The organism is Bacillus sp. JK62, assembly GCF_053663455.1.
Map to the genome: position 1 here is coordinate 280634 of NZ_JBSJQA010000006.1, position 25152 is coordinate 305785.

Here is a 25152-nt window from a genome sequence, read left to right on the forward strand (position 1 = left end):
AGGAGAGGAAAAAATGATGTCGAGCGTAAAAAAAACAATTTGTGTATTATTGGTATGCTTCACAATGCTGTCCGTCATGCTCTTAGGACCGGGAGTTACTGAAGTTTCAGCAGCAAGTGATGCAACAGTTAATATATCTGCAGAAAGACAAGTGATTCGCGGTTTTGGAGGAATGAACCACCCGGCTTGGATTGGAGACTTGACTGCGGCTCAACGGGAGACCGCTTTTGGCAATGGGCAGAATCAGTTAGGTTTTTCGGTCTTAAGAATTCATGTAGATGAAAATAGAAATAATTGGTACAAAGAAGTGGAGACTGCAAAGAGTGCGATCAAACATGGAGCAATCGTTTTTGCTTCCCCTTGGAATCCGCCAAACGATATGGTTGAGACTTTCAATCATAATGGTGACACATCAGCTAAGCGGCTGAGATACGATAAGTACGCCGCATACGCGCAGCATCTTAACGATTTCGTTAATTTCATGAAGAGTAATGGTGTGAATCTGTATGCGATTTCTATGCAGAACGAGCCTGATTACGCTCACGAATGGACATGGTGGACGCCCCAAGAAATCCTGCGTTTCATGAGAGAGAATGCCGGTTCCATTAATGCCCGTGTGATTGCGCCGGAATCATTTCAATACCTGAAAAATATATCGGACCCCATTTTGAACGATCCGCAGGCGCTTAGGAATATGGATATCCTCGGAACCCACCTGTACGGCACTCAGGTCAGTCAGTTTCCTTATCCTCTTTTCAAACAAAAAGGAGCGGGGAAGGACCTTTGGATGACGGAGGTATACTATCCGAATAGTGACAACAACTCGGCGGATCGCTGGCCTGAGGCTTTAGGTGTTTCAGAGCATATTCATCATTCAATGGTAGAGGGAGATTTTCAAGCTTATGTGTGGTGGTATATCCGCAGATCATACGGCCCGATGAAAGAAGATGGGATGATCAGCAAACGCGGATACAATATGGCTCATTTCTCAAAATTTGTGCGCCCTGGCTATGTAAGGATTGATGCAACGAAAAATCCTGAACCGAATGTTTACGTGTCAGCCTATAAAGGAGACAATAAAGTCGTGATTGTTGCCATTAATAAAAATAACACAGGGGTCAACCAAAACTTCGTGTTGCAGAATGGGTCCGCTTCGCAAGTATCCAGATGGATCACGAGCAGCAGCAGCAATCTTCAACCTGGAACGGATCTCAAAGTAACGGATAATCATTTTTGGGCCCATCTGCCGGCTCAAAGCGTGACAACATTTGTTGTAAAGCGTTAGAGACATCAGCATCGCAATAAGCCAATTTTCTTACTTGAAAAAGAAAATTGGCTTATTTTCTGTGGGAGAGAATGTTGATTTTTTAACGATACACGGACATTGGGTATAATAATGACAATGACTTCAAGGAGTGATCAATATATGTCACGGCTTCACAGCAAAGTATTAATCATAGACGATGAAAAAGAAATTTTGGAACTGATCAAAACCGTATTAATAAGAGAAGGCATTGATCGCGTAGTGACTGCTTCAACTGCCCGTGACGGATTGGCTCAATTTCATCAAGAAAATCCCGATCTTGTGATATTGGATATCATGCTGCCAGACGGTGAAGGCTATGATATCTGCAAGCAAATAAGGGACATTTCACACATTCCTATTATCTTTTTGTCTGCAAAGGGGGAGGAAACGGATAAAATTGTAGGACTTGCCATCGGCGGGGACGACTACATTACAAAACCTTTCAGCCCTAAAGAAGTCGCATACCGGGTCAAAGCGCAGCTGAGACGGGTCTCTTACTTACAGCCTTCTCAAACCGGAACCGTGATAAAAAAAGGGCCATTTGAATTAAACCAACAACAAGCCGAGCTCACCAAAAATGGAGCGGCTATTGAGTTAACACCTAAAGAGCTTATGCTTATGACCTATTTTCTGCAGCATCCCAATCGGGTGATCAGTAAAGAAACACTCTATCAAGCTGTATGGGGAGAAGACTTTTTCGGTTCTGACAACACGGTGATGGTTCATATACGCAGGCTCCGTGAGAAAATAGAAAACATCCCATCAAAACCAGTCTTTCTCGTCACTGTGAAAGGGTTAGGCTACAAATTTGTTGTAAAGGATGCGTAAGGATGAATTGGCGATTAACAGGCAGATACATGGTATCTGTCATCATAGTGACCATCATTACAGTCTTCATTAATTTATTTATTTTTATGTTTTGGCTCGTTTTCCAGGCGAACACCCAACATGATGAAGAAAGTACACCGGAAACTTTCACAAGATCATTCCGGCAATATGTCACGTTATCGAACAATGGTATCACAGTAAACAAAGAGGGCCAAAAAGCTTTAAAAGAGCAGAATGCATGGATTCAAATATTAGATGAAAACGGACAGGATGTTTATCATGATAGAGAACCTAAAGGACTGAAGAAAAAATATACGCCTATTGAAATTGTAAATTTACATAAATATAAGGATGAACAATTATTATCAACCATTTACGCCGGCGGAAAAAAAGTAAACGGCAAGGAGTACAGTTACTTTATAGGGTTTAAAAATCCCTCTCTCGGAAAATTTGTCCTCTCATATGATACCAAGGAATTTGTGACGAAGTTCAATGCAGGAACCATCATATTATTATCAATAGATGCATTAATCGCGTTACTCATTGGCTATCTATTCAGCCGGCAGCTCACAAAACCGCTCGGCCGTGTCATTCAAGGAATCCAGCGGTTAGCTAATGGAGATTATACGATCAAAATGAAATCCAAAGGCATTTATAAAGATGTGTTCTATAATGTCAATCACTTATCGGAACAACTATCTTTAAGCAAAAAAGAAAAAGATAAATTAGAGCAAATGCGTGAAGAGTGGATCAGTCATATTTCTCATGACATTAAAACACCATTAGCATCTATTCAAGGCTATGCAGAAATCATCAAAGATCCGAATTATCATCTCACAGTCGAACAGATCAGAGATTACGCCCGGATCATTGAGAGTAAATCCCTCTATATGAAAGATGTGATGGAAGATTTAAATTTAACGACAAGGCTGAAAAACAACGATGTGATGTTAAATAAAGAACGGGTAAACCTTGTATCGCTGCTGCGGGAAACGTTAATTGATATTTTAAACGATTCCAGATATGCGGATAAGTCCATTGAGCTTCAAACGAACCTGGAAAAGCTGATGCTGAACCTTGATGCGATATTGATTCGGAGAGCGGTCACGAATCTCATTTTAAATGCCCTCGTTCACAATGATCCCGATGTGAAGATCGTTGTACAGCTTGAACAAAAAGAACGAACTCATGTGACAATTAGGGACAACGGCAAAGGGATAGAAGAAGAGGAGCTGGAAAAAGTGTTTGATCGCTATTACAGGGGGACAAATACAGGAACGACGCATGCAGGCTCTGGTCTTGGAATGGCCATAGCAAAGGATATTATCCAAAAGCACGGAGGGGACATCACCATTCACAGCACCGCGGGAGAAGGGACAACGATAGATATACAATTATCATAATGGCTATACAAAAAACGGTTCTGCTGATTAATAACAGAACCGTTTTTTCCTATTGTTCCGAAAACACTTTGATTCCTTTGACAATGTTCCAAATGAAAAAATAGATCGCCACAAGGAATGTAACAGCATAAGTCGCAAGCAGGAAAGGCCCGGCATGTCTGATATCATTCATACCAAGTAAACCTGAAGCGATGATGCCAATTCCAAAAATCAAATAAGGAATCAGATGCGTCCATAAAGATTTTTTCGCATGATCTTTCACATCGTCCTGGCTTAAGAAATAGACGATAATCGGAAACAGAAACGGCGCAAAAAATATACTGAAGTAACATAATGAAGACAAAATTTTATTTTCTCTCAAACCTTTTCACCTCTATGATTTATTGAAGGGGGAATTCTTCTGGCTGAATCCCACACTGAAGTACAATCTTATTGTACAACTCCAACCTTAACCCGTATTAATCCGAACCTTACATCAACCTTAAATTAACAAGGACGGGCAAGGGCTCGTCTTATTACAATCATAAGATTCAATGCCATATTGAGACTCATCACATTTAGCGCGTCTACGTCGGAAATACATTTAATTTTTCGATTCGATTGAAAAATAACGTGTAAAGTCCCGATTCAGTCCAGTTTTCTTTGTTCTATATGTGTCAGGTGTGTCTTATTCAATAGAGTTAGAGCAAATTGACAGGCTTTTAAACCTCCCAAAAACAAGAAATTAGGTTGATAGACAATCATGAGAAAGATTTTTACAATGAGTTCGAGCTCATAAGAAGTGAAGAGCCAAAATGATGCGAAGGAGGAAAAGATCAGATATGAAACGGTCAATTTCTATTTTTATTACGTGTTTATTGATTACGGTATTGACAATGGGCGGCTTGCCGGCTTCGCCGGCATCTGCAGCAGGGACAAAAACGCCAGCAGCCAAGAATGGTCAGCTTAGCATAAAAGGGACACAGCTCGTAAACCGAGACGGCAAAGCGGTACAATTGAAAGGGATCAGTTCACATGGACTGCAATGGTATGGCGATTTCGTCAATAAAGACAGCTTAAAATGGCTGAGAGACGATTGGGGCATAACCGTTTTCCGCGCGGCGATGTATACGGCAGATGGCGGTTATATTGATAATCCGTCCGTGAAAAATAAAGTAAAAGAAGCGGTTGAAGCGGCAAAAGAACTTGGGATATATGTCATCATTGACTGGCATGTCTTAAATGACGGCAACCCAAACCAACATAAAGAGAAGGCAAAAGAATTTTTTAAGGAAATGTCAAGTCTTTACGGAAACACGCCAAACGTCATTTATGAAATTGCAAACGAACCAAACGGTGATGTGAACTGGAAGCGTGATATTAAACCGTATGCGGAAGAAGTGATTTCCGTTATCCGCAAAAATGATCCAGACAACATCATCATTGTCGGAACCGGTACATGGAGCCAAGATGTGAATGATGCAGCCGATGATCAGCTAAAAGATGCAAACGTCATGTACGCGCTTCATTTTTATGCCGGCACACACGGCCAATCTTTACGGGATAAAGCAAACTATGCACTCAGTAAAGGAGCGCCTATTTTCGTGACGGAATGGGGAACAAGCGACGCGTCTGGAAATGGCGGTGTATTCCTTGACCAGTCGCGGGAATGGCTGAATTATCTCGACAGCAAGAACATCAGCTGGGTGAACTGGAATCTTTCTGATAAGCAGGAATCATCCTCAGCGTTAAAGCCGGGAGCATCTAAAACAGGCGGCTGGCCGCTTACAGATTTAACTGCTTCAGGAACATTCGTAAGAGAAAACATTCACGGCAGCAAAGATTCAACGAAAGAACGCCCTGAAACGCCAGCACAAGATAACCCCGCACAGGAAAACGGCATTTCTGTACAATACAAAGCAGGGGATGGGGGTGTGAACAGCAACCAAATCCGCCCGCAGCTTCACATAAAAAATAACGGCAATGCGACGGTTGATTTAAAAGATGTCACTGCCCGTTACTGGTATAACGCGAAAAACAAGGGCCAAAACTTTGACTGTGACTACGCGCAGATTGGATGCGGCAATCTGACCCACAAATTTGTGACGCTGCATAAACCTAAGCAAGGTGCAGATTCCTATCTGGAACTGGGGTTTAAAACAGGAACGCTGTCACCGGGAGCAAGCACAGGGAATATTCAGCTTCGTCTTCACAATGATGACTGGAGTAATTATGCACAAAGCGGCGATTATTCCTTTTTTCAATCAAATACGTTTAAAACAACGAAAAAAATTACATTATATCATCAAGGAAAACTGATTTGGGGAACAGAACCCCATTAGTTAAGCTTTAGGCGGACATCAGCAACGATGTCCGCTTTTATCATCTTAAACAGCAATACATGGAGGTTTACGTGAAGGAGTAGATATGATTCACTGAACATATAATGTAATCGTTTCACAGTTTTGAAAAGCGTTTGTCGCGCAATGTATGTATTTCACATCCGCCACTTTTATTACTTAAGGGGGAACAAGAGAATGAAAAGGTATGACGCATTTCCAGAGCCAATTGGCGGCTATACTGTCGGCCGCACCCAAATGGATTTTGAGTACACGGCATCAGATCATACAAAAAGAGAACTGACGGCGTTTGTGTACTATCCGTCCGACAGCAGCGAAGGGAAGACTACATCAACGTACATGTTTCCTGAAGTCTGCGAAATGCTTGATGAGCAGCCGCTTCTCACTGCGTTGAAGGATGCTTACTCTATAGATATCAAGACCCAATGTTACGACGACCTTGCTCTCTCCGGGAAAGAAAAGCGTTATCCGGTGTTATTCTATGTTTGCGGCGGAGGCGGTTCTCCAGAATGGGGCACAGTGATCTGTACAGACTTGGCAAGCATGGGATATGTGGCGGTAAGCATCGGCCATCAGAATAGCACGATGTATAAGCGTAAAGATGGGCGCCTGTTTAATGTATCAAAGGATTTTTCTGCTGCCATTTTGGCGTTTTCTGAAGATCCGGAGATGCTGGCGTTGGCTGGTAAGATGGAGATGCGTCCTGACGATGAAACTGCCATTGAGATGTGCCATAACGTGTTTACACTGCCGATTCTTGGCAAGTTAACAAAGTATTGTGAATTGCAGGCGGAAGATGTAAGGTATGCAGCCGATTATCTTGTCAAACTGGACTCTGGAGAGCTGAATTCCATCTTTAAGGACAGATTGTGGCTTGACATCGGCATGGGCATAGTCGGACATTCTTATGGCGGGGCTACGACGGCGATTGTTTGCCGGGACGACGACCGGTTTGCCTGCGGGATTGGATTGGACAGCGGAGCGTTCGGCCTTCAGGGCAGCGACCTTAAGAAACCCTTTTTGCTGCTGTTTTCTGAACCGAACTATAACATGAATGCGATCATTGGCGCTAACAATAGCATGGATACCTATTATTTCTCTGTTGATCGTGCTGCGCATTTAGATTACTGCGACATCGTGTTTACCAGTGTGAATGAGGAACTTAGAGGCGAACGGGATGCCACGGAGATGCGAAATCTTGTTACAGACTATACGAAGAACTTTTTTGATCATTACATCCTGCAGAAAGCTGCAAGTGTGGAAAGTCTGGCATACGATGGCGTGAACTTGATCAAGAAGACCAGCAACAAGTGACATAACCGATGAAAATACTCAAACTGAAAAACCTTTATGACGAATTTAATTTATTAAGGACGTAGAGGTTTTTTAATATTACCTTACAAAAAGGGGATGCTGTTAGAATATGTATCCACTTTTATATTCTCTTCACAATTTCTAGTTTACATAATATATATTCTAGGAAGTTAAATCTTTAATGGGAATTCTGTCTCGTTATCTTAAGTATACTTAGATATTGAGACAGAATAAGAAAAATAGGACATATTACGATTTATCTTCAGTATATATTATGAATAAGACATCTTCATTCATATGTATAACAAACTCCGCCTTCTGTAGTTACACACTCAAAATCTTCCCAATAATATTTTCCTTCACTGTCTCTAAAGAAAATTCTTACATTATCATTACCAAGCCATCTGTATTCTTCAACCTTATCATCAAATTGTTTGTTTCAAATTGGGATTAAATTTCCTGGTTTAGTTGCTGCATCAGCTGCTTGCTTGTACTCCTGATACTAGTAAGGCCCCCACCAGTGCTGTAGCTCCTGCTATCTTCTTGAATTTACTTTTTAACATTTTTATTGCCCCCTTTTGATTTGTTTGCCTGCTACTTGCTCAAGGGAAAATTGTCATATTTTGTAGACTGATGGATTATTGTCAGAAAAAATACAAATTTTTAGGTATTCCTTCTCTGCACTCTTTCTAGGCAGATTATTTCTTTTATTTATGATAGCTGGCAATCGTGACCACCTAAAACTGTTCGAGGACTTATGTCAGCAATCCCTCTATGCATACGTACTGACATAAAAAAACCGGCGCGCTGGCCGGTTTTTTGTTCCATATAACTATACGTCTCTTGGTTGCTTCAATAAACAGAGAAAGGCACTAGAACCCTTATTAAGCCTCGTAATTTCTGCTGTTTGAACCTAAATTCCTAAAGAGTAAAGAAGAAATCAGAGCTAGCACAAAATAAACAACTACAAATCCGCCCCAGAAGATTACTGCTTGATCAAAAGGTAAACCAAACATTCTAAAAATTATTCTTTGGATCACTCCGGCAATAATGACCAGAATACTTGCTGATAATGCAAAAATAATGTGTTTCAATTTAACCCTCTCCTTATGAAAGATTAATAACTCTGTCAGACCCATTGGCGATTTCTTGATCGTGAGTAACACAAATAATTGTTTTCCCCATATCTTTTAACTGATGGAATAAAGACAAGATAATGTTTTTGTTATATTCGTCTAAGTTTCCTGTAGGTTCATCAGCCAGGATAATATCACAAGGCTTCAAAATAATTCTTGCGATGGCCACACGTTGTTGCTCTCCGCCACTCAGTTGATAAACCTTTTTCTTTAAAAAGCTTTTATCCAGACCAACCATTTCTAAAGCTTCTGTCAACTTTTCTTTCTTGAAGTCTTTTGCATAAGCCATCGAAAGCTGTAAATTTGTTAATACTGTTTCATTGTCCATAAGCACATAATTTTGAAAGATATACCCTAAGTTCTCTCTCCGTAGTTTCATCACGTCATTAGATTTAGGGTTTCGAGAACCTAAAATTTCAACATCTCCTGAGTGTGGAGTATCAAGAAGGCCTATTATATTTAGAAGGGTTGTCTTTCCTGAACCGCTCTTACCAACAATTGAAACAAATTCATTTTCTTTTATCTGAAGAGAGAAATTCAAAAGAACAGGTTTTTCATCAAACGTCTTTGATATGTTGTTGAGTGTAATCATATTCTATCTCCTTTTAAGATCCTATTCATGTTTCTCCTGTTTAAATAGACACTCAGAAAATAAAGAATAAGCAGTTCGATTACAATAAACAGCGCGATGAAAATTGTTAATTCAAAGATTTTGTAATAAATACTGCATCCTAAACCTATAAGGCAATTGGTTAAAAGGGAAAAGATGATTAAATTTTTATTTCTGGCCCAATATGAATATCCAAAAAGCTCTTTAAGGTACAGCCGATATGCACTTGCGCTGTAATACGACCAAATATAAGCAACAAGAAAGGCTATGGAGAGGATAACTGTTATTGTTAGTCCAATTAAATTCTGCAAGAATTGATTCTGAATTCTTGCTATACCGTCGCTTAGTTCTTGATAAACCGAAATTGATGAATCAATTAGATCTCTCGTATTGGTTTTCTCCAAATAAGGAACTATGCGGTCATACGCCATGCCTTTTGAAAAATCTGAAAAGAATAAACATGAGGTTGAGTAAGCCCCTATAACAGATGGATCAACGTTGTCCGTGAAAATTGCAGCTATTGGATCAACAATGTTATTTTTATTGCCGGCATCACCAAGCTCACTATTAAAGGTGAAATACTCCTGCCTATTTTTAGTATAAATGATGTTGATTTTCAATTCATCTTTTTTGAGGGTGTTTAAAGGTTGCTTCATCTCCTTGTTATACATATTATCTAATTCAACTTTTTCAAAGAAAAAGTGATCCCTGTATGCAGCTATTATTTTTTCTTTATATTTTTCGTACTTTTGTGGAACAAGCAGGTTCAATGTATTCGAATCAATCCTTAATGACTTTTGGCTTATGGCTTCCCCATTAGCGCCGATAATGGGATTTACCTTTAAATAATTAGGGCTGATTGTAATGCTACGTCCAGAGGGAGAATAAATTTCATTCTTCTTTGTCGTATTTAAGGTGTAAAAGAAAACAGGTTTTTTTCCATCTTTCCTTAGTAACGCATAGTTTTGTGCATCAATGATGAACGCGTTCTTATGCGTCTCTAATTGATGATACAACGCGCGAACTTTAACATTTTTCTCCCTGTCTAATTTTAAATCACTATAGTCTATGCCGGTATTTGCAAAGCTTGTCTTGTAAGTGTTTTGTGTCTTTTTCCAGTACGATTGATTATCAAGCCGCTGTTTGAGATCGAATAAGTTAGAAAGAGAAAACGCAACAATATTGAAAAGCAATATCGTGACAACAATTTTAAAGCCTACAGATAACCATTGGAATTTTTTAATTGGTGTGCTGCCTTTGATCGAACCACTAATGTCGCTGTTGTTATACAAGACGAGGGTAACAATGATGGTGTATACCATCATGATAAGCGCACCAATCATCGCGTTTCTTATGTAAATTCTAAGATATACAGCTAACCAGTCATTTAAATTGAAAGAAAAGGCTAGCAAAGCTACAATAATTGCGCCGCAAAACATGATTATAATTAGAGGCTTCAAAAACATTGCTGGGTAAGAAAGCAATGTTTTAACCTTGGAATACCCCCATAACTTTTGCAGCAGAAGCCGTTTGCGATTTTTAATTATAAAATAGAGGACACCAATAAACAAAATCAACATAGAAAGCAACACTAGCATAAGCAAAGTTTTGTTAAACATAAAAGCAGTATTCTCAGTGATGTTTTCAAAACTTACTTCACCATAGTCGGCAAAAAGGTTTTGCGCTTTCTCCAATACCATGTCATCGTTAGATGAAATATAAAATTTGCTTCCTATGCCTATATTCTTTATTTGGTTAAAATCAAAATATCTGATTTTCCATGTCGAGAGTGGAAAAGAAATGCTGCCGATCATCTTCTGATTTGAATGATCTCTTAGAAAATTTGACACAAGCTTATTGCCGTTATGTATTGATGGTTCATTTTCAGGGTTTGTAGAATAGATGTTTAAGCTCTTCTCATCTAAGAAATTGTATTGAGAAATATTCACTCTGTTTTCTTTGGAGAAGGCGACCAATCTCTTTATAAAGTCCTCACTTTTAATTTCTGAGGTATAATCGATTATCAATGCTTCTTTATTGGAGAATAAAGTGTAATAGATTTGTTTGTTAAGAGTATAATGATAGCTTGACATATTCATTGAGAGCAAAACCAAAATGAACAATATGTAGATTGTTTTCTTCATTGGACAGCCTCCATAAAAAGAAATCCGGTGCTGACTTGTATTCAAGTTTGACCACACCGGAAGAAAAATTTAAAAATCACTTTGCTATCGTTTTCTTTATTTTGTATCCCAAAAAGCCTTGTTTCCGAAAAGGGTTTGATACACGGAAGCGTAGGTATACCCTTCATCTTTTTTCTTCCATTTAGACTCATAGAATCTTGATCCAGCCGCAGCACTTGATTTGTGAGTCTTTTTCTTATGATTGTAATTGGAATGAACTTGGCCTTTTTCGAAGCCGTGATACCAAGTACCGCCGCCCGGAGTTGATTTAGTAAGCTTCATGGCGCTCATTAAATCTCTTGATTCGTCCAAATTAACTTCCCCATGATTGACATCGTTCGACTGACTGGCAAAAGCAGCTTGTCCTCCTAGTAAACCTATACCTAATACAATTGAAGCAAGAACCTTCTTCAATGAGAATCTTAATAATCTTACAATATATTTGCATTTATTCGGAAAATGGATATAGATAATGGACAAATCAGAGCTTGATAGACTCATAATTCTTGTTAACATGTACTGATAGAATACAAGATGTTTAATCGTAATAGCCCAAAACCTTCTCCTCTTTCCAAACCGTGTCTTATAGCTATTTGAGGGTTAAATCAACTTCCTATATGATATAAGTATAATCATAAACTGATGAAATAGTTAACCAATCACTTTATGAATTTCAAAGAAAAGCAGTTGGTGGAGAACTTCAATCACTTTCAGAGTCACACCCCTCTTTGTTTATTCCAGAAACCGTAATTCGGGATCTTGAAATAGCTTCAGGTGATATCATTCAAGTTGATCCTACAGAGGTTGATGGAAGATATGATTTTTCGCTTTACAAAAAAGTCAATATAGATGGAATTGAACCAGATAGAAGAGAATTTAGATACTGCATTGTAGAAGCTGTGAATGATCAACTAATTGTACAACAAAGCGCATTGGATGGCCCTATTCACATAGACGGTCAGGAGAAAAGCCTATTTATTAACGATTACACAAAAGAAAAATTTAATTTGGCTGAGGGTTCAATCGTAGATGTAGCCTACCTTATGTCTGAAAAGAAATTACAGATTGCATGGAGACATAATCATAACCATTCTTCGCATTCGTTTGTCACCAGCCCTACTTCGTCTTCAAGATCTGCAAAGAAAGAATCTGCTGAACAGACTGCTGCTTCAGATCCTTTTGAGGGGAAACTAAAGGATAAAACTGTGACAATAATGGGCGCAACCGAAACACAGGAAAATTTAAAAAAATTATTCGGTTCAGCCGGCATCAATCATCAGTTATTAAGAGGTGATGAAAGTGGAGTGAAGATTAGTTCTGCTGTAAGGAAAAGTGATGCTGTTATAGTTATTACGCCTTTCACTGAAAGACATGCAGGAAGCCAACAAGCAAATAAATATTGTAAAGAGTACAACGTCCCTTTTAGGCAATCAAAAACATATGGAGTGAAAACAATAACTAACTTGATAAAAGAAATGATTGAATAAGCCAATTTAAGATCATTTGATTTGTTGCCTGCTAATTACCTATCGTTAGCAGGCAACTTAATTATGCGCGGTTTTTAAAGCATTTCATTTTCCTCTATTAATCTTTTGTAGTCAGTAACGTATAGGTTTTTCGCCAATAAAGCAAGTCGATGAAACTCTGTCCTGATTTTCTCAAGATTGAATCTGGCATCTATGCTTACTTGTATTTCTGCCTTTTGATTATGCAGCCGAACTAGCTCAAATCGATTTTGAGTTGATACCAGGCATAAACAAGCATCTTTTCCTTGTGCGATGTATTCAAACTCGTATTTTCCTTCACCATATAGCTCGTTTAATGTGTCTACATATCTTTGTTCTTGAATCATTGTTTTTCTCTCCTCTTATGCTTGTTTAAAGTTTTGAATGTTCGAGTGCTTGTTTTATGCATGATACATAAAAGTGTCTTTTGCAGTTTAAGTTTTCTCCTTTTGAAAGCTTGCCGTTTTTTAAAATTTTAACACATTCATAGTGTGGAGAGTCATTGACACTTACGATTTCCCAAGTGCCTTTCAGATTTTTTTGAAATCCGTAATTTATTGTAAACCGTTGGCCGACTTTAAAAATTGGGTCTTCTTTCTTTTTCGGCTCACTCCATCCCATAGAAGCATAAAGCTCTTTAGATGCACTCATTTATAAGCTCTCCTTTCATGTTCGCAGTTTTCACTCATCAGTGTCCAAAAAATAAGCCCTTAATTAAGGCTTTTAACATAAAGGTTGGCAACTGACATTCTCTCATTAAAAAACCGGCACTTTGGCCGGCTTAAAATACTTTTATCAGCGATCTTTTTATCCATTTTTCTTCTTATCCCAGTGCTCCATTTTCGGCTGTTTGGAAATCGTTTGATATGCCGAAATATCCATTCTCTTTTGTTCCGAAATCATGTCCGCTGGACACAAGAAGCAGTCCGAGAATAGCAGCAGTAATTAAAACAGTACGTTTTTTCATGACAACGCCTCCGTAAACTTTATTATTTGATCCTTAGCAGTACAAGCTTCCTCAAAGTATTTAGATGACAGATCAGCGTTTTCCTGCTTTTTGTAATACAATGCTGCATTTAGAGACAAGTCAGCGACATCCGACCACAAGTTTTTCCCCTTCAGTACATTCATATTCAAATCAAAGGACTCATGATCAGTCGCATCGTATACAAAATATATGAGGTTCAATTTTGCCCTGTATACTTCTTCGTTTACTTTATCAGCATATGCAAGTGCTTTACTTCTCCATACCCGCGCTGATTCAATTGATCCTAATTTGTAAAAAACACGACTCAACATGTACATTGAGCGAATGGAATAGACGGAATCGCAATGTTCAGGAATATCCAAAGCCCTTAAAAAGCTTTCCTTAGCTAATTCAAGGCGTTCCTGTCTTTCATAGCATACACCTAGATTGAAATGCCCTAAACCTTCTGAAAGCCCGTCTTTAACTTTTTGAGCGATATGTATTGCGTTTTTATACAAACTGATCGCTTGCTCCCATTGCTGAAGGTCAACTTTATTCATGGCAAAGAGCATGGTGCATTTGATTACACGATTGGTGTAATTATCGACTGCTCTGAAACTTTCTAGCGCTTTTTCAGCATGGTTGAGCGAGAAAAAGTTCTGGCGAATTTCATAGTAGGCAATCGCAGTTTGATAATGGAATTCTGCCCTCTCTATTTCGTCGGGTACTTTGCTGAGTCTGCTTTCAGCGATTTTGTAAAAGTTAATTGCTTCTATAAAATCCTTCTGATAGAAGTTATACAGGCCATTAAAGAGATAAAAATAATATTGAATCATGTCATCTGTACATGTTTCATAATCTGCTTTTCCGAGTAGATGACCTGATTCCCTATAGTTTTCAGTCATGCGTTTAAATCGTGAATCTATGAGATTGAAGTACAGCAGCACATTCTGATTTTCTTCCATGTCAGGTAAAGCTTTAACAATTTTCTCCCTCATTTCTGTTGCTTTAGGGATATTGTTTTGCTTGATAACTGTATACCATTCATTAAGACTTTGGGCAACCTTTTCAAACTCTATCTTTTTGGTTTCCACCTTCCTCATCCTTTCTTTAAATATTCAGAATTTTGATTTTAGATTATGCGTACTATTTCATAATCTTTTTCAGAAGTCCCAATCAGATGTGCGTCATATTCATTTGTCACTACCTAATATTTTATCACAATTCTAATTAATGGAAACGTATTCTTCACATCTTTGCGGTTGATTTTCGGTCAACGAAAAGATACAATCAGTATATATTCAATAAGCATTACATGATTATATTTCTCCTTTCTGATGATATTGTGAATATAATACACAGAAAGAGCATACAATAAAAAAGATCGAAGATGCTGGTAACATCTCCGATCGGCAATAGAATAGCTCCTGCAAGGGAGTCGGCTTTTTTCCAAAAGTCTAGTTTATGAGTGGGAACGCCAAGATGTAGGAGTCTGGGGCGTTCTTACTTTTTTTGTTTGAGAAACTATAGGCAAGCGTTAGAATCCCTACAATGAGGATTCCGAATTGAAACATCAATCCAAGTGCGCTTTCTACTGCCATATTCTCACCTCCCTTCTTTCCAGATATGGAGGTGAGCCGAACGCCACTACGAAAAGCCGATCTATTGCTAACTCCACTTTATCTGAATTGACTAAAAAAACAACGTATGACTTTGTACTCTTTCTTCTATTATAGCAACTTCTTCGTCCCACCGTTTCAGTACTTTAACATTTTGAGGTACGGTGTGACTTTGCCATCAAAATAACCTATGATATACTTTGGATTAAGAGAGATATATTTACTTTTCAAGAAAAAGGAGGAACAGATGAAAAAAACAGTAGTTGGAATCTTGGTTGTAGTCTCTTCTTTATTCATGTTTAGTATTGCTCTATATGCAGTAAACGGTAATCAAAAAACACCAGATGAAGTGTTAGACAATGCTTGGGAGAAATTCGGATTGGTCAGCTACGGAATCGGAGAAACAGATCCGGTTATTTCAATTGGAATGGATAAAACCAAAAGCGAGACGAAGTTGCGAGAATATTTAAATGACAATTTGTCTGAAGACGTAAAAGAGAAATACAAAATCGAAGTTATTAAAGAGGATAGAAAAGTCTTGGAAAAGGAACATCAAAAATATTTAAATGATACAAAGCAATAAAAAACTGTGTGTTCCGAAACCCGACAAGGCAAAAGGGTTTCTTTTTTTGTATTCAGAGGTTTCCTGTGAAGCTTATTAGCCTCCTATAATTAAAGCAGGCCCTTTTAGGGCCTGCTCTTCTTTACCAGTTATACCATACAATTACTTCCTTAATTTTCACAGTTACATCACTGCTGCTGTCATTAATAAAGTTAAAGTGATAGCTTTTTCCTCTTTTCAAATGAGTCCAGTTCATATGAATCTGGCCTGTCCATCCGCCGGGTAATGATACTTTCCCTGCTTGGCCCCCTACTCCACCTTTCCCATTGTCATACTTTGCTGCTACCGAGAACTTTTTCGCAGTCCCTTGCGGGGTAATCAACAAAGTACCAGGGTTTTTAAATGCTTTCCCGTATGTTCCTCCACCAATTGAAAAGTTATATTTGAAACTAAAGGCTTTGCTTGTATAGGTTGAATATAAAACATGAAATGAGCCATCCAACGGCATTTCTTCCTGTAGCTTGATCATATCTTTTAATTCCTTCAACGTGTAAGGATGAATCTGATTATTTTCTTCATTATAGATTTTTATTTGAGAAGCTACCTCTTCTTTCTTAGCATCGAGTGTGATATCTGTGGTTGCATTGTCTTTTTGGGCGGCATGTGCTTGGCCTGTCCCGATAATTCCATAAAGAACAATACTTAAAACAAACGCAATTGACCAGAACTTAAAATGCACCTTCATATTTAAACATACTCCTTCCATTTTCGGGTTATTTATGTTTGTTCTTATTGATGAAGTTAGATTTTAAGCTTGATAGCTATTTCGTGGTGTCTAAATGTTTGAGGCCAGTTATTTTTAGGAGAGTTTCTTCCTGTGCCCTATTACGGGCCAGCTACGAACTGTTAGAGTCAGAATTTTGTCAAAGATGCCATTGGACTCATGTTGCGTTTCTTGAATTAAGCTTTATCATCAAATCACCCCTCCTTATGTTTGTTCTTCCACTACCAATTTACCCTATTATTATCCAAAATAAAACAATTAATCCATTAATTATTTATCTTGAGAGGTATTCTCTCCTGTAAATGCTGTTTTTAATTTTATAATCTATGTATCAATGTGCTTGGTGATATGATTTGACGGAATGAATTATTGTCTCAATAACTAAGTGTACTTTAGTTATTGAGACAGAAGGGAAATTTATTCGCAATGAGATCATTTCTTTAGGCAAGCATATAAAAAATCAGGTCTGATAATACTTTGCCGCATCTTCCCTGCTTTTTTCCGACGATTTTTTCGCATCGGCTCCCCACATATGAGCTGAGCAAGTATGACAGCCGCCAGCCCGAGCACTGCCGCGAAATAAAATCCGGCTCTGAGCCCCAGCCAATCATTAAAAAATCCCTCGGCCAAAGGTCCTCCGAAAATACCGAGTGCATAAAGCGCCTGGTATGCCCCCATCGATGTTGCTCTCATGTCTTCCGGAACAGACTCAATCGACATTCCAAGCAGCAAAGGAAAATAATGCCGAGTGAAAAACCTATTAAAACCTGAACCACATAAAGCGCCATCGAGCTGACGGTAAAAGGAATGATAAAAATAAAAAGGCTGCGAGTAAATAAAACAGCTTTAATGTTACCCGTTTCCGCACCTGCGAACTAATGTTCCTATCACTAGCGGAGTCAGTGCGTGCAGAGTCATAAACGAAAAGACAACAAGCTGATTTCTTTCTCGCCGTTGTGAAGCCAAACATTGCGGTCGTTTTCATTTCGCGAATCATGAAAGACAGGCAAAGACCGAGGCCGCTCCCGGGCCGCTCCCGATCCAAAAATGCCGCGTCCCATCCTCATTCACTGACAACATAACCGCTCATGCACATTCCTGACAGCTGCTAACACGAGAATAAATGAGATCCAGCGGATGACTCCTTTCGTGTCATCCGCCGCAAAATAGCTCGCAAATAAAATGGTGAATATAACCCATGTAGATGAGAAAAAGCCGCGTGATGAACAGACGGCTCTGCAGCTTGTTATTTGCTTCGGTTACCTGCGGAAGCGTGAGTGATCCGATAATGTACAGTTAAAAATTTCAGTCCGAACAGCCACATATGATGAACGGCCTTCAGGCTTGTTTCGCTCTGGGCTGAAATAAGAAATGTCTCTGCCAGCGGAAGATGACACGTTCCCCATTTTGTCTGGAGATAAATCCCTTCATCACCCGCTCCGCTTTTTCGCCGTCTGCTTGTCAAAACAAGATTCTGCTTATGCGCATAAGGCTTTAAAATGCCCGTCATTTGGCCGTACGGCAGCGGAAGAGAGATATTCATGTATCCTTCCCCTTTTGCCCTGTACGCTGAATACAGCGCAGTAAAAACGGTTTCCTGCTTTTCATTTGTTCTGATCCACGCAAATGAATCTGCCCCGCTTCATACATTGAATCCGTCATTTCACTTCTCTCTTTCGTTTTGTATGCCAGGCGCTCGGCAGCTTGAGCTTAAGAATCATACCGGCTATTGTAAGTACTCCTAATGAGATCAAGAATCCGCCGCCGGAATATAACAGAGCCGTTACACAAAAGAAGACTGACTGCCCGGCGTGAATCAGCCACTTTCTCCGCATAGGAAGCAGCCATAATACCCCTAACCCTGTCTCCAGCGCTCCCCTCACGATCTCTGCATCGGCACAGCCATCATGAAATCCTTGAAAAAACCAATACAGACTGAATACGAGACACATACAGACATAGACAAATCCGAAACGGACTGATATCTTCGGATGTCTGTTTTGTTCTATCCAAAGCCGCAACGCATCAAAGCTCCATGCGGTAGCCCAGCTTAGCAGAGGACGAAATAAAAACCTGTCTATCCAACTTCCCGGCAGACCGCGGGCCGTTTCATATTGATATTGAGTCAAAAATGAGGCTTGTCCGTTATCCCGCTCTATATACTTCCAGTAGCCCCTGCCTTCTTTTATAAGTGACAGCGGATGATCAGAGACAAAAGCGAGCGAAGACACTCTTTCTGACGAGCGAGGCCTTATGTCACCTATTGATTCGCCTGTGCCGGATACCTTCAGCCCAAAACCGATTCGTGTTTCATATAGAAATCTCTGCGGTTCATCTGGCAGCCTATGAAGATATGTAATGTCAGAAAAACGCAGATCCCATTCCTTATGAAGATGCGGGTTTTGCGTATATTCCCAAAGCGTTTCTATATCAGATGCAATATTGATTTCGACATATATCGGCTTCTGTTTCATGCCCCCTCCTCTTCCCTTCTTTTGTAAACAATTCCTATATTATCATAGGAACAGATCAAGCAGGAGAACGAAAAGGCCATCCCGTTATCGGCAGGACAGCCTCAGTGGCTTTGATGACTTATGAATAAGGTATCGTGTCTTTTTTATCTTCAGAAACTGTTTGAATGATTATCGGACGCACGAAACGGATTACCGCAGCCGAGGCCAAAACAGCTAATCCGCCTGCAAGCAAAAACGCCCCCGAGAATGATCCGCTTTTATCCGCGATAAAGCCGGTTAAAGCAGGCCCGATAATACCGGCCGTGTTTGCAAGAAAATGCATAAAGCCGCCGACTGACCCGACATTCCTTTGATCAATCACATCATGAATGACCGCCCAATAGATAGAGCCCGTTATATATAAAAAGAAGACTGATAAAGCAACGAGAATAACGGCACTTACGGTAGTGGTAACAAGTCCGGCAAATCCGATCAGTACAGCGGAAGCGAACAGGCAAGTGACAAGAATGACTTTCCGTGAGAACAAAACCCCTTTTCCGGCGGTTTTTTTGTATACATAATCAGAAATCATTCCGCCTGCCGCCAAACCGATAAATCCAAGAATCCAGGGAATAACAGTCACCACGCTCATAAATTCAACACTTAAACCGCGTTCTTTCACCAGATAGCTCGGAAACCATGTTAAGAAGAAAAATAAGATGTAATTGTAGGCGAAAAAGGCAAAAGCCGTGAAGAGAACCGTTTTTTGTTTCAAATAGAAGGTCATCGGGATATGCTGCTCATGCGATTGAATCGCCGCTTTCATTGCCGGGGCGTCTTCCGTCGGCGCCGGCCGTTCTTTGACAAATTTAAACCAGATAAACGCCCAGACTAAACCGACGATCATGATCAGGACAAAGGAAACCTTCCAGCTGAACGCCACAGCAATCATCCCGACAATCGGGCCGGAAATCGCTCCGCCGAGCGGCGTGCCGCTGTTTGTCAGGCCGATGACCGTGGCGCGCTGAGACGGAGGAAACCAATTGTTGACCATTTTGCTTATGGCAGCCGACAGCGGCCCCTCTCCCATACCGAATAAAACACGGATAATCAAAAGACTTACAAATCCGAAAGCAAGCGCAACCGCCCCGCTGAAAAGAGACCAAACGATCATCGCCGTACACAATGTCAATTTAGCCCCGTACCGGTCAGATGCAACACCGCCGAGAAAGTTAAACACAGCGTATCCGACAGAAAAACTGCTGAAAATCAGCCCCATTTGGGTTGCAGACAATGTGAGATCCTGCTGTATGAACGGCGCTGCAATAGACAGCGCTGAGCGGTCTAAATAGTTAATCACCCCGGCTGAAAATAAAAGAAGAATAATAGGGAATCTATCCTTTGAGAACATAAAATCCCTCCCTCTTATTTCATAATTTAAATTGCCGGAGTAAACCGGTTTATGCAATGAAACCGGTTATCCGGATTGCCTTGCGATAAGCGCCGGTTTATAGCGGTGAATCCGTTTTTCACCGCTATCTTTTTCTTGTATCTGGCGAAGAAGAAGGCTTCCCGCTTTTCGCGCCATTTCTGCCGCAGGCTGGACGATCGTCGTAATCGGAGGAGTAAAAAAACCCGCAAAAGGAACTTCATCAATTCCGATGACGGCTGCCTTATCAGGAATTGTCATATCATGCTCCTTCATATACTTCAGTACCTCAACAAGAACGATATCGTTTGCCGCCAATATCGCTTTCGGAGGCTCCTGAAGGGAGAACAGCTCTGACAAAACATTGGATATATCAGCCGCATCGGCTGTTTTGATATATTCGTTCCGCACCATCATTCCGTGGCGGTCAAGCGCCTTTTTATACCCTTCAATCCGCTCTACCCTCGGACTGATTTCCCGAATAATGGACGTCGTAATAATCGCGATTCTCTTAATGCCGCTCTCGATAAACCGGTCAACAGCAAGACCGGCTGCATGATGGTTATCAAGCATCACTGTCGGAATCCCGAGTTCTTCAATGGTTCTGTCCATAAACACGACCGGAAACGTATCGCGTTTCATCTTTTCATATAAGGAGAGATTTTCGCCCGTCGGAAAAATAATAATTCCGTCCACCTGCTTGGCCCTGAGCATTTCAATATATTTCTTTTCTTTTTCCGGTTCATCATCCGCATTGCAGACAATAATATGAAATCCTTGTTCATGAAAATAGTCTTCCACCGCCCTGATGACCTGAGTGGAAAAGGTGTGAAGAATATTAGCCACCACCACACCTACCGTAAATGTTGATTTCTGTTTTAAGCTGCGGGCGACGAAATTCGGCTGATAGTTCAGCTCATGAATGGCCGCTTCTATTTTTTGTTTCGTTTTCTCGCTCATATAGTCATAGCGCTGATTTAAAAATTGAGATACGGTGCTTTTAGATACGTTTGCATATTTCGCCACATCAGAAATTGTAATGGTTTTCATAGACTCATCCCCGTCTGTCTTCATTTTTCACTAGTATAAGTCAGAAGTAAATCGTTTACAATCTGACAGGGAACTGGATTCTGTCACACTCCCGAATAAGCCATAAAACCTCCGTCGACGGGAACGGTGACCCCGGTGATAAAGCCTGAGTATGAATCATCCGAAAGCCACAGGAGCGTTCCCAGAAGGTCTTCCGGTTTCCCGAAACGTTTCATCGGTGTATGTGCCATAATCTTATTGGATCGGTCTGTCAGACTTCCATCTTCCTGTAATAACAACTCACGGTTTTGCGCAGTCAAAAAGAAACCCGGAGCGATGGCATTCACCCGCAGCCCTTTTTTCGCGAAATGAACAGCCATCCACATCGTAAAATTCTGAACCGCCGCCTTAGCCGCACTGTAGGCAGGCACCTTTGTCATCGGTGTATACGCGCTCATAGAAGAAATATTAATAATCGCGGGACATTCCGCCTTCAAAAGGTCTTTTCCAAACACTTGCGATGCCAGAAATGCACCGGTAAAGTTGCTTGAAAATACGCTGGAAAATCCCGTTTCGTCCATATCAAAAAATGATGGGCTCTGCTCATCCTCTTCATACGTCTCATTGGCAGTGATCGCATCAGCGTGGTTTCCCCCGGCTCCGTTAATTAAAAGATTGACAGAGCCGAACCGGCTGATAATCTCGTCTTTTGCCTTTTCGAGCGAATCACGGGCTGAAACATCAGCCGGTACAGAAACCGCGGTTCCTCCAGCATCAGCAATCTCGCCCGCCGCACGCTCTGCTTTATCAGCATTCCGGCTGACGATCGCAATTTTCATCCCCTGCCGTGAAAGCTCCTTTGCCATTGCTGAACAGAGAACACCGCTCCCGCCTGTTATGACAGCGGTTCTTCCTGATAAACGTCCATGAATCGGTCTCATCTCTTCACCTCTTTCTCATGAGACGAGAACGCATCCCACAGTCCGCTCAAGTACATAATTCCTAAGGCACGATCATATAAACCATAGCCCGGCCGGCATTGTTCGCCCCAGATATGACGGCCGTGATCAGGCCGTACATATCCTTTGTAGCCTTGGCCGTGCAATTCTTTTACCACACCGATAATATCAATGGACCCATCACTGGTAAGATGCGAAGTTTCCGTAAAATCACCGTTATCGCAGATTTTCACATTTCGTATATGGGCAAACGGCGCAGCTCCCGCATAGTGTTTGGCGATCTTCACCATATCATTGGCGGGATCCGCTCCCATCGAACCCGTGCACAACGTAATACAGTTGGCGGGTGAATCTGAAATCTCTCGCAGCTTTTCATAACTTTTCTCACCGGTGATAATACGGGGCAGGCCAAAAATTGACCAAGGCGGATCATCCGGATGAATGGCCATTTGAATGCCGTGTTCCTCCGCTACAGGAAGGATTTCATGTAAAAAGAATTCTAGATTGGCCCAAAGCTGTTTTTCACCGACCGTTTGATAGGCTTCAAACAGTTCCTTGATCCGGGCCATTTTCTCCGGCTCCCACCCGGGAAGCGTCAAATCAGAAGATTCTTCAACCGTGCGGATCAGTTCTTCCGGAGGGAGACTTTCCACTTTCGCTTTTTCAAAAAACAAAGCAGTTGACCCATCCTCCAGTGCGCGGAACATATCAGTACGCGTCCAGTCAAAAATCGGCATGAAATTGTAACAGATGACTTTCACGCCGAATTCGGACAGATTGCGAATGGTCTGTTTATAGTGCTCAATATATTGTCCGCGTTCTTCATGGCCGAGTTTAATGGCTTCATGAACATTCACGCTTTCCACGACCTCTGCATGAAACCCATAGGATTGAATGAATCTGACTTCGGCTTCAATGTCCTCCTTTTCCCATACTTCGCCCGCGGGCTTCTGGTGAAGAGCCCAGACGATGCCTTTGACCCCGGGAATTTGTCTGACATGTTCAAGCGTCACCGTATCATTACCTTGGCCGTACCAGCGAAACGTGATATTCATGTTACACCCCCGTATATTCGTTTTTTCGGCAGACGTATTCTTTGCTGAGGGATACGGCAGCTTCATAGCCGCCCTTTTGATATGCTCTTGTCAAGTCGCTTCCCACTCCGACCGCGACCGCTCCGGCAGAAAGCCAGTCATTCATACTGTTTAATGAGATACCCCCGGTCGGCATAATGCGGACATTCGGCAGAGGGCCGTTGACCGACTTGATAAATGAGGGATTAAACGAATTAGCGGGGAACAGCTTTACCACATCACATCCGGCTTCGAGCGCCAAAGCCATATCAGACACGCTCATGCATCCCGGCAGATACGGTACGCTGTACTGGTTGCATAGAGATGCTATCTCTTTTACAAAATGAGAGCTGACGATAAATGAGGCGCCTGATAAAATGGCGTGTCTCGCCGTTTCTGTATCCATTACAGAACCGGCTCCAAGAAGAATATCTTGATGCCGGAGTTCCTTAAAGACATCTTCCACTTCAGGAGTTGTGTATGTAAGCTCAATGGCGCTGATGCCTCCTGAAATGGCCGCTTTTGAAACTTCAAGCGCCTCTTGGCTGTTTTGTCCCCTTATGACAGCCACCACTTGTGCATGCAGAAGTTTTTCGTAAATGGCGTACTTAGGCAGCATTCTCGCTCCTCCTTTAATCAAACGTAATGATTGCTTTTCCCACCTTGTCCGGGTGCTGTTCGATCAACTGAAATGCTTGATGGACGTCATCTGCTGAAAATGTATGTGTAATAAGACCGCCGTGCGTTAACAGGCCTTTATTCAGTAAGTCTGTAATGTACGGGAACTGATTCGTCTGCAATCTTGAACCGGTGATCGTGACTTCCTTTTTTGTGATCGGAAGCTGAGAAATGCCGGCAGTCCTCTCATCAAAACCTAGCACAACCACATGACCGGCCAGAGACACCGCGTCAATTGACGTTTCAAACGTTGAGGGGAGACAGACAGCATCAATGACGACATTGGCGCCTTCGTTTTTTGTCCATTCGTTCACCCGCAAAACGGGATCTTCTTTTTGCGCGTTGACAGTAACGTCCGCACCGTTTTTTTCAGCGAATGCTAAGCGTTCATCATTCAAGTCGGTTATCATGACGGAAGCGCCTTTGAACTTTGCCATTTTTAATATGCAGATTCCGATTGGCCCCGCTCCTTGAATCAAAACGGTATCTTCCTTCTCGACGCTGCCTCTCCAAACAGCCTGGGCGCCGATCGTATATGGTTCTGCCATGACCGCTTCCTCCCAGGGCAGATCGGGCGAAACAGCATGCAGCTGCTTTTCCGGAAGCACGATATATTCCCGCATCCCGCCATCTTCATGAACGCCGAACACCGAAAGCGCTTTGCAGACGTTTGGACGTCCTTTCCGGCAGGCATAGCATGTTCCGCAATAAGATATCGGTTCAATCACTACCCGGTCACCCGGCTTGAAACGCCGGACATGAGAACCGGTCTTTGCGACTTCCCCTGTGACTTCATGTCCGATTACTCTCGGCAGGGACGCTAACGGATTTGTCCCATGATAAATATGCAAATCTGATCCGCAAATTCCGACCCGCTTCACCTTGACAAGAACATCATCCGCGTGGACAACTGACGGTTTCTCACATTCCGTCACCATCAGATCAAATGCTTTCCGTACTTGAACCGCTTTCATT

Annotated in this window: 26 protein-coding genes and 1 pseudogene; 7 read left to right on the forward strand and 20 right to left on the reverse strand. The window is 41.3% G+C overall.

Going from position 1 to position 25152, the window contains the following annotated elements; translation table 11 throughout:
• Nucleotides 1-13: 13 nt before the first annotated feature.
• From ACWJJ4_RS14915 to ACWJJ4_RS14925, 3 genes are all read left to right on the forward strand, one after another.
• The gene (locus ACWJJ4_RS14915) at nt 14-1285 is read left to right on the forward strand and encodes a glycoside hydrolase (RefSeq protein ID WP_146276874.1); all 1272 of its coding nucleotides are present in this window, start codon (nt 14-16) and stop codon (nt 1283-1285) included.
• A gap of 141 nt (nt 1286-1426) precedes the next feature.
• A complete protein-coding gene (locus ACWJJ4_RS14920; RefSeq protein WP_102422665.1) occupies nt 1427-2134 on the forward strand; it encodes a response regulator transcription factor in 708 nt (235 codons plus the stop codon).
• A gap of 2 nt (nt 2135-2136) precedes the next feature.
• Nucleotides 2137-3537 carry a sensor histidine kinase gene (locus ACWJJ4_RS14925; protein WP_278071887.1) on the forward strand — a complete coding sequence of 467 codons (1401 nt, stop codon included), beginning with the start codon at nt 2137-2139 and terminating at the stop codon, nt 3535-3537.
• A gap of 49 nt (nt 3538-3586) precedes the next feature.
• On the opposite strand, the gene ACWJJ4_RS14930 is transcribed toward ACWJJ4_RS14925, so the two are convergent.
• Entirely contained in the window at nt 3587-3898 is a 312-nt protein-coding gene (locus ACWJJ4_RS14930) for a DUF4870 domain-containing protein (RefSeq protein WP_070081898.1), read from the reverse strand.
• Between the two features lie 460 nt (nt 3899-4358).
• Between ACWJJ4_RS14930 and ACWJJ4_RS14935 the strand changes: the two genes are divergently transcribed.
• Together ACWJJ4_RS14935 and ACWJJ4_RS14940 are read left to right on the forward strand one after the other, a co-directional pair.
• Nucleotides 4359-5858 carry a cellulase family glycosylhydrolase gene (locus ACWJJ4_RS14935; protein WP_454021769.1) on the forward strand — a complete coding sequence of 500 codons (1500 nt, stop codon included), beginning with the start codon at nt 4359-4361 and terminating at the stop codon, nt 5856-5858.
• A 195-nt stretch (nt 5859-6053) separates the two neighbouring features.
• Nucleotides 6054-7190, forward strand: a complete 1137-nt coding sequence (locus tag ACWJJ4_RS14940; protein ID WP_454021770.1) for an alpha/beta hydrolase — start codon at nt 6054-6056, stop codon at nt 7188-7190.
• A gap of 884 nt (nt 7191-8074) precedes the next feature.
• Here ACWJJ4_RS14940 and ACWJJ4_RS14945 read toward each other — a convergent pair.
• The 4 genes from ACWJJ4_RS14945 to ACWJJ4_RS14960 all read right to left on the reverse strand — a co-directional run bounded on the left by ACWJJ4_RS14945 (nt 8075) and on the right by ACWJJ4_RS14960 (nt 11533).
• Nucleotides 8075-8284, reverse strand: coding sequence for a bacteriocin-like WGxF protein (locus ACWJJ4_RS14945; RefSeq protein ID WP_454021771.1), 210 nt, complete (start codon nt 8282-8284; stop codon nt 8075-8077).
• A gap of 13 nt (nt 8285-8297) precedes the next feature.
• On the reverse strand, nt 8298-8918 hold the full coding sequence (locus tag ACWJJ4_RS14950) for a putative bacteriocin export ABC transporter (RefSeq protein WP_156734956.1): 621 nt from the start codon (nt 8916-8918) through the stop codon (nt 8298-8300).
• Nucleotides 8915-11080 carry a DUF1430 domain-containing protein gene (locus ACWJJ4_RS14955; RefSeq protein WP_454021772.1) on the reverse strand — a complete coding sequence of 722 codons (2166 nt, stop codon included), beginning with the start codon at nt 11078-11080 and terminating at the stop codon, nt 8915-8917. The genes ACWJJ4_RS14950 and ACWJJ4_RS14955 overlap by 4 nt, the downstream gene beginning before the upstream one ends.
• 96 nt (nt 11081-11176) lie before the next feature.
• Nucleotides 11177-11533 (reverse strand): lactococcin 972 family bacteriocin, encoded by a 357-nt coding sequence (locus tag ACWJJ4_RS14960; protein ID WP_454021773.1) that lies wholly within the window; start codon nt 11531-11533, stop codon nt 11177-11179.
• A gap of 314 nt (nt 11534-11847) precedes the next feature.
• Here ACWJJ4_RS14960 and ACWJJ4_RS14965 point away from each other — a divergent pair, with 314 nt between their 5' ends.
• Nucleotides 11848-12606: a DUF2325 domain-containing protein gene (locus ACWJJ4_RS14965; protein WP_454021774.1), complete on the forward strand. Its 759-nt coding sequence runs from the start codon at nt 11848-11850 to the stop codon at nt 12604-12606.
• Nucleotides 12607-12680: 74 nt separating this feature from the next.
• Here the strand turns inward: ACWJJ4_RS14965 and ACWJJ4_RS14970 are convergent, their stop codons facing one another.
• The 5 genes from ACWJJ4_RS14970 to comI all read right to left on the reverse strand — a co-directional run bounded on the left by ACWJJ4_RS14970 (nt 12681) and on the right by comI (nt 15192).
• The gene (locus ACWJJ4_RS14970) at nt 12681-12971 is read right to left on the reverse strand and encodes a hypothetical protein (protein ID WP_454021775.1); all 291 of its coding nucleotides are present in this window, start codon (nt 12969-12971) and stop codon (nt 12681-12683) included.
• 25 nt (nt 12972-12996) lie between these two features.
• Complete coding sequence (locus tag ACWJJ4_RS14975) at nt 12997-13275, reverse strand: hypothetical protein (RefSeq protein WP_156734963.1); 279 nt, start codon at nt 13273-13275, stop codon at nt 12997-12999.
• Between the two features lie 172 nt (nt 13276-13447).
• A complete protein-coding gene (locus ACWJJ4_RS14980) occupies nt 13448-13591 on the reverse strand; it encodes a hypothetical protein (protein ID WP_197517094.1) in 144 nt (47 codons plus the stop codon).
• Nucleotides 13588-14685 carry a response regulator aspartate phosphatase gene (locus ACWJJ4_RS14985; protein ID WP_454021776.1) on the reverse strand — a complete coding sequence of 366 codons (1098 nt, stop codon included), beginning with the start codon at nt 14683-14685 and terminating at the stop codon, nt 13588-13590. The genes ACWJJ4_RS14980 and ACWJJ4_RS14985 overlap by 4 nt, the downstream gene beginning before the upstream one ends.
• Nucleotides 14686-15048: 363 nt before the next feature.
• Complete coding sequence (gene comI / locus ACWJJ4_RS14990) at nt 15049-15192, reverse strand: competence inhibitor ComI (RefSeq protein WP_219622380.1); 144 nt, start codon at nt 15190-15192, stop codon at nt 15049-15051.
• Nucleotides 15193-15457: 265 nt separating this feature from the next.
• Here comI and ACWJJ4_RS14995 point away from each other — a divergent pair, with 265 nt between their 5' ends.
• Nucleotides 15458-15793, forward strand: a complete 336-nt coding sequence (locus tag ACWJJ4_RS14995) for a hypothetical protein (protein ID WP_156734966.1) — start codon at nt 15458-15460, stop codon at nt 15791-15793.
• A gap of 121 nt (nt 15794-15914) precedes the next feature.
• Here ACWJJ4_RS14995 and ACWJJ4_RS15000 read toward each other — a convergent pair whose 3' ends face one another.
• The 10 genes and pseudogenes from ACWJJ4_RS15000 to ACWJJ4_RS15045 form a co-directional block, all read right to left on the reverse strand.
• The gene (locus tag ACWJJ4_RS15000; RefSeq protein WP_060674251.1) at nt 15915-16517 is read right to left on the reverse strand and encodes a hypothetical protein; all 603 of its coding nucleotides are present in this window, start codon (nt 16515-16517) and stop codon (nt 15915-15917) included.
• Between the two features lie 471 nt (nt 16518-16988).
• Nucleotides 16989-17276, reverse strand: coding sequence for an MFS transporter (locus ACWJJ4_RS15005; RefSeq protein ID WP_454021821.1), 288 nt, complete (start codon nt 17274-17276; stop codon nt 16989-16991).
• A 526-nt stretch (nt 17277-17802) separates the two neighbouring features.
• A pseudogene (locus ACWJJ4_RS15010) lies at nt 17803-18180 on the reverse strand (YndJ family protein); the annotation flags it as partial.
• 34 nt (nt 18181-18214) lie between these two features.
• The gene (locus ACWJJ4_RS15015; RefSeq protein WP_454021777.1) at nt 18215-19030 is read right to left on the reverse strand and encodes a hypothetical protein; all 816 of its coding nucleotides are present in this window, start codon (nt 19028-19030) and stop codon (nt 18215-18217) included.
• A 118-nt stretch (nt 19031-19148) separates the two neighbouring features.
• Nucleotides 19149-20420: an MFS transporter gene (locus ACWJJ4_RS15020; RefSeq protein WP_441394750.1), complete on the reverse strand. Its 1272-nt coding sequence runs from the start codon at nt 20418-20420 to the stop codon at nt 19149-19151.
• Between the two features lie 66 nt (nt 20421-20486).
• Nucleotides 20487-21488 (reverse strand): substrate-binding domain-containing protein, encoded by a 1002-nt coding sequence (locus ACWJJ4_RS15025; protein ID WP_454021778.1) that lies wholly within the window; start codon nt 21486-21488, stop codon nt 20487-20489.
• Nucleotides 21489-21571: 83 nt separating this feature from the next.
• Entirely contained in the window at nt 21572-22408 is an 837-nt protein-coding gene (locus ACWJJ4_RS15030; RefSeq protein WP_032858593.1) for an SDR family oxidoreductase, read from the reverse strand.
• A complete protein-coding gene (uxuA, locus tag ACWJJ4_RS15035) occupies nt 22405-23481 on the reverse strand; it encodes a mannonate dehydratase (RefSeq protein ID WP_032858591.1) in 1077 nt (358 codons plus the stop codon). The genes ACWJJ4_RS15030 and uxuA overlap by 4 nt, the downstream gene beginning before the upstream one ends.
• A gap of 1 nt (nt 23482) precedes the next feature.
• Nucleotides 23483-24118 (reverse strand): bifunctional 2-keto-4-hydroxyglutarate aldolase/2-keto-3-deoxy-6-phosphogluconate aldolase, encoded by a 636-nt coding sequence (locus ACWJJ4_RS15040; protein WP_454021779.1) that lies wholly within the window; start codon nt 24116-24118, stop codon nt 23483-23485.
• A 13-nt stretch (nt 24119-24131) separates the two neighbouring features.
• Complete coding sequence (locus ACWJJ4_RS15045) at nt 24132-25151, reverse strand: zinc-binding alcohol dehydrogenase family protein (protein ID WP_454021780.1); 1020 nt, start codon at nt 25149-25151, stop codon at nt 24132-24134.
• Between the last annotated feature and the right edge of the window lies 1 nt (nt 25152).

What these genes read in the sequence shown, in the direction of transcription:
- ACWJJ4_RS14935 (WP_454021769.1), top strand. Translation starts at nt 4,359, where the DNA reads ATGAAACGGTCAATTTCTATTTTTATTACGTGTTTATTGATTACGGTA.
- ACWJJ4_RS15045 (WP_454021780.1), bottom strand. Translation starts at nt 25,151, where the DNA reads ATGAAAGCGGTTCAAGTACGGAAAGCATTTGATCTGATGGTGACGGAA.
- ACWJJ4_RS15025 (WP_454021778.1), bottom strand. Translation starts at nt 21,488, where the DNA reads ATGAAAACCATTACAATTTCTGATGTGGCGAAATATGCAAACGTATCT.
- ACWJJ4_RS15015 (WP_454021777.1), bottom strand. Translation starts at nt 19,030, where the DNA reads ATGAAACAGAAGCCGATATATGTCGAAATCAATATTGCATCTGATATA.
- ACWJJ4_RS14995 (WP_156734966.1), top strand. Translation starts at nt 15,458, where the DNA reads ATGAAAAAAACAGTAGTTGGAATCTTGGTTGTAGTCTCTTCTTTATTC.
- ACWJJ4_RS14955 (WP_454021772.1), bottom strand. Translation starts at nt 11,080, where the DNA reads ATGAAGAAAACAATCTACATATTGTTCATTTTGGTTTTGCTCTCAATG.
- uxuA (WP_032858591.1), bottom strand. Translation starts at nt 23,481, where the DNA reads ATGAATATCACGTTTCGCTGGTACGGCCAAGGTAATGATACGGTGACG.
- ACWJJ4_RS14950 (WP_156734956.1), bottom strand. Translation starts at nt 8,918, where the DNA reads ATGATTACACTCAACAACATATCAAAGACGTTTGATGAAAAACCTGTT.
- ACWJJ4_RS15040 (WP_454021779.1), bottom strand. Translation starts at nt 24,118, where the DNA reads ATGCTGCCTAAGTACGCCATTTACGAAAAACTTCTGCATGCACAAGTG.
- ACWJJ4_RS15020 (WP_441394750.1), bottom strand. Translation starts at nt 20,420, where the DNA reads ATGTTCTCAAAGGATAGATTCCCTATTATTCTTCTTTTATTTTCAGCC.
- ACWJJ4_RS14980 (WP_197517094.1), bottom strand. Translation starts at nt 13,591, where the DNA reads ATGAAAAAACGTACTGTTTTAATTACTGCTGCTATTCTCGGACTGCTT.
- ACWJJ4_RS14915 (WP_146276874.1), top strand. Translation starts at nt 14, where the DNA reads ATGATGTCGAGCGTAAAAAAAACAATTTGTGTATTATTGGTATGCTTC.
- ACWJJ4_RS14975 (WP_156734963.1), bottom strand. Translation starts at nt 13,275, where the DNA reads ATGAGTGCATCTAAAGAGCTTTATGCTTCTATGGGATGGAGTGAGCCG.
- ACWJJ4_RS14925 (WP_278071887.1), top strand. Translation starts at nt 2,137, where the DNA reads ATGAATTGGCGATTAACAGGCAGATACATGGTATCTGTCATCATAGTG.
- ACWJJ4_RS15005 (WP_454021821.1), bottom strand. Translation starts at nt 17,276, where the DNA reads ATGTCGATTGAGTCTGTTCCGGAAGACATGAGAGCAACATCGATGGGG.
- comI (WP_219622380.1), bottom strand. Translation starts at nt 15,192, where the DNA reads ATGGCAGTAGAAAGCGCACTTGGATTGATGTTTCAATTCGGAATCCTC.
- ACWJJ4_RS14970 (WP_454021775.1), bottom strand. Translation starts at nt 12,971, where the DNA reads ATGATTCAAGAACAAAGATATGTAGACACATTAAACGAGCTATATGGT.
- ACWJJ4_RS15030 (WP_032858593.1), bottom strand. Translation starts at nt 22,408, where the DNA reads ATGAGACCGATTCATGGACGTTTATCAGGAAGAACCGCTGTCATAACA.
- ACWJJ4_RS15000 (WP_060674251.1), bottom strand. Translation starts at nt 16,517, where the DNA reads ATGAAGGTGCATTTTAAGTTCTGGTCAATTGCGTTTGTTTTAAGTATT.
- ACWJJ4_RS14920 (WP_102422665.1), top strand. Translation starts at nt 1,427, where the DNA reads ATGTCACGGCTTCACAGCAAAGTATTAATCATAGACGATGAAAAAGAA.
- ACWJJ4_RS14940 (WP_454021770.1), top strand. Translation starts at nt 6,054, where the DNA reads ATGAAAAGGTATGACGCATTTCCAGAGCCAATTGGCGGCTATACTGTC.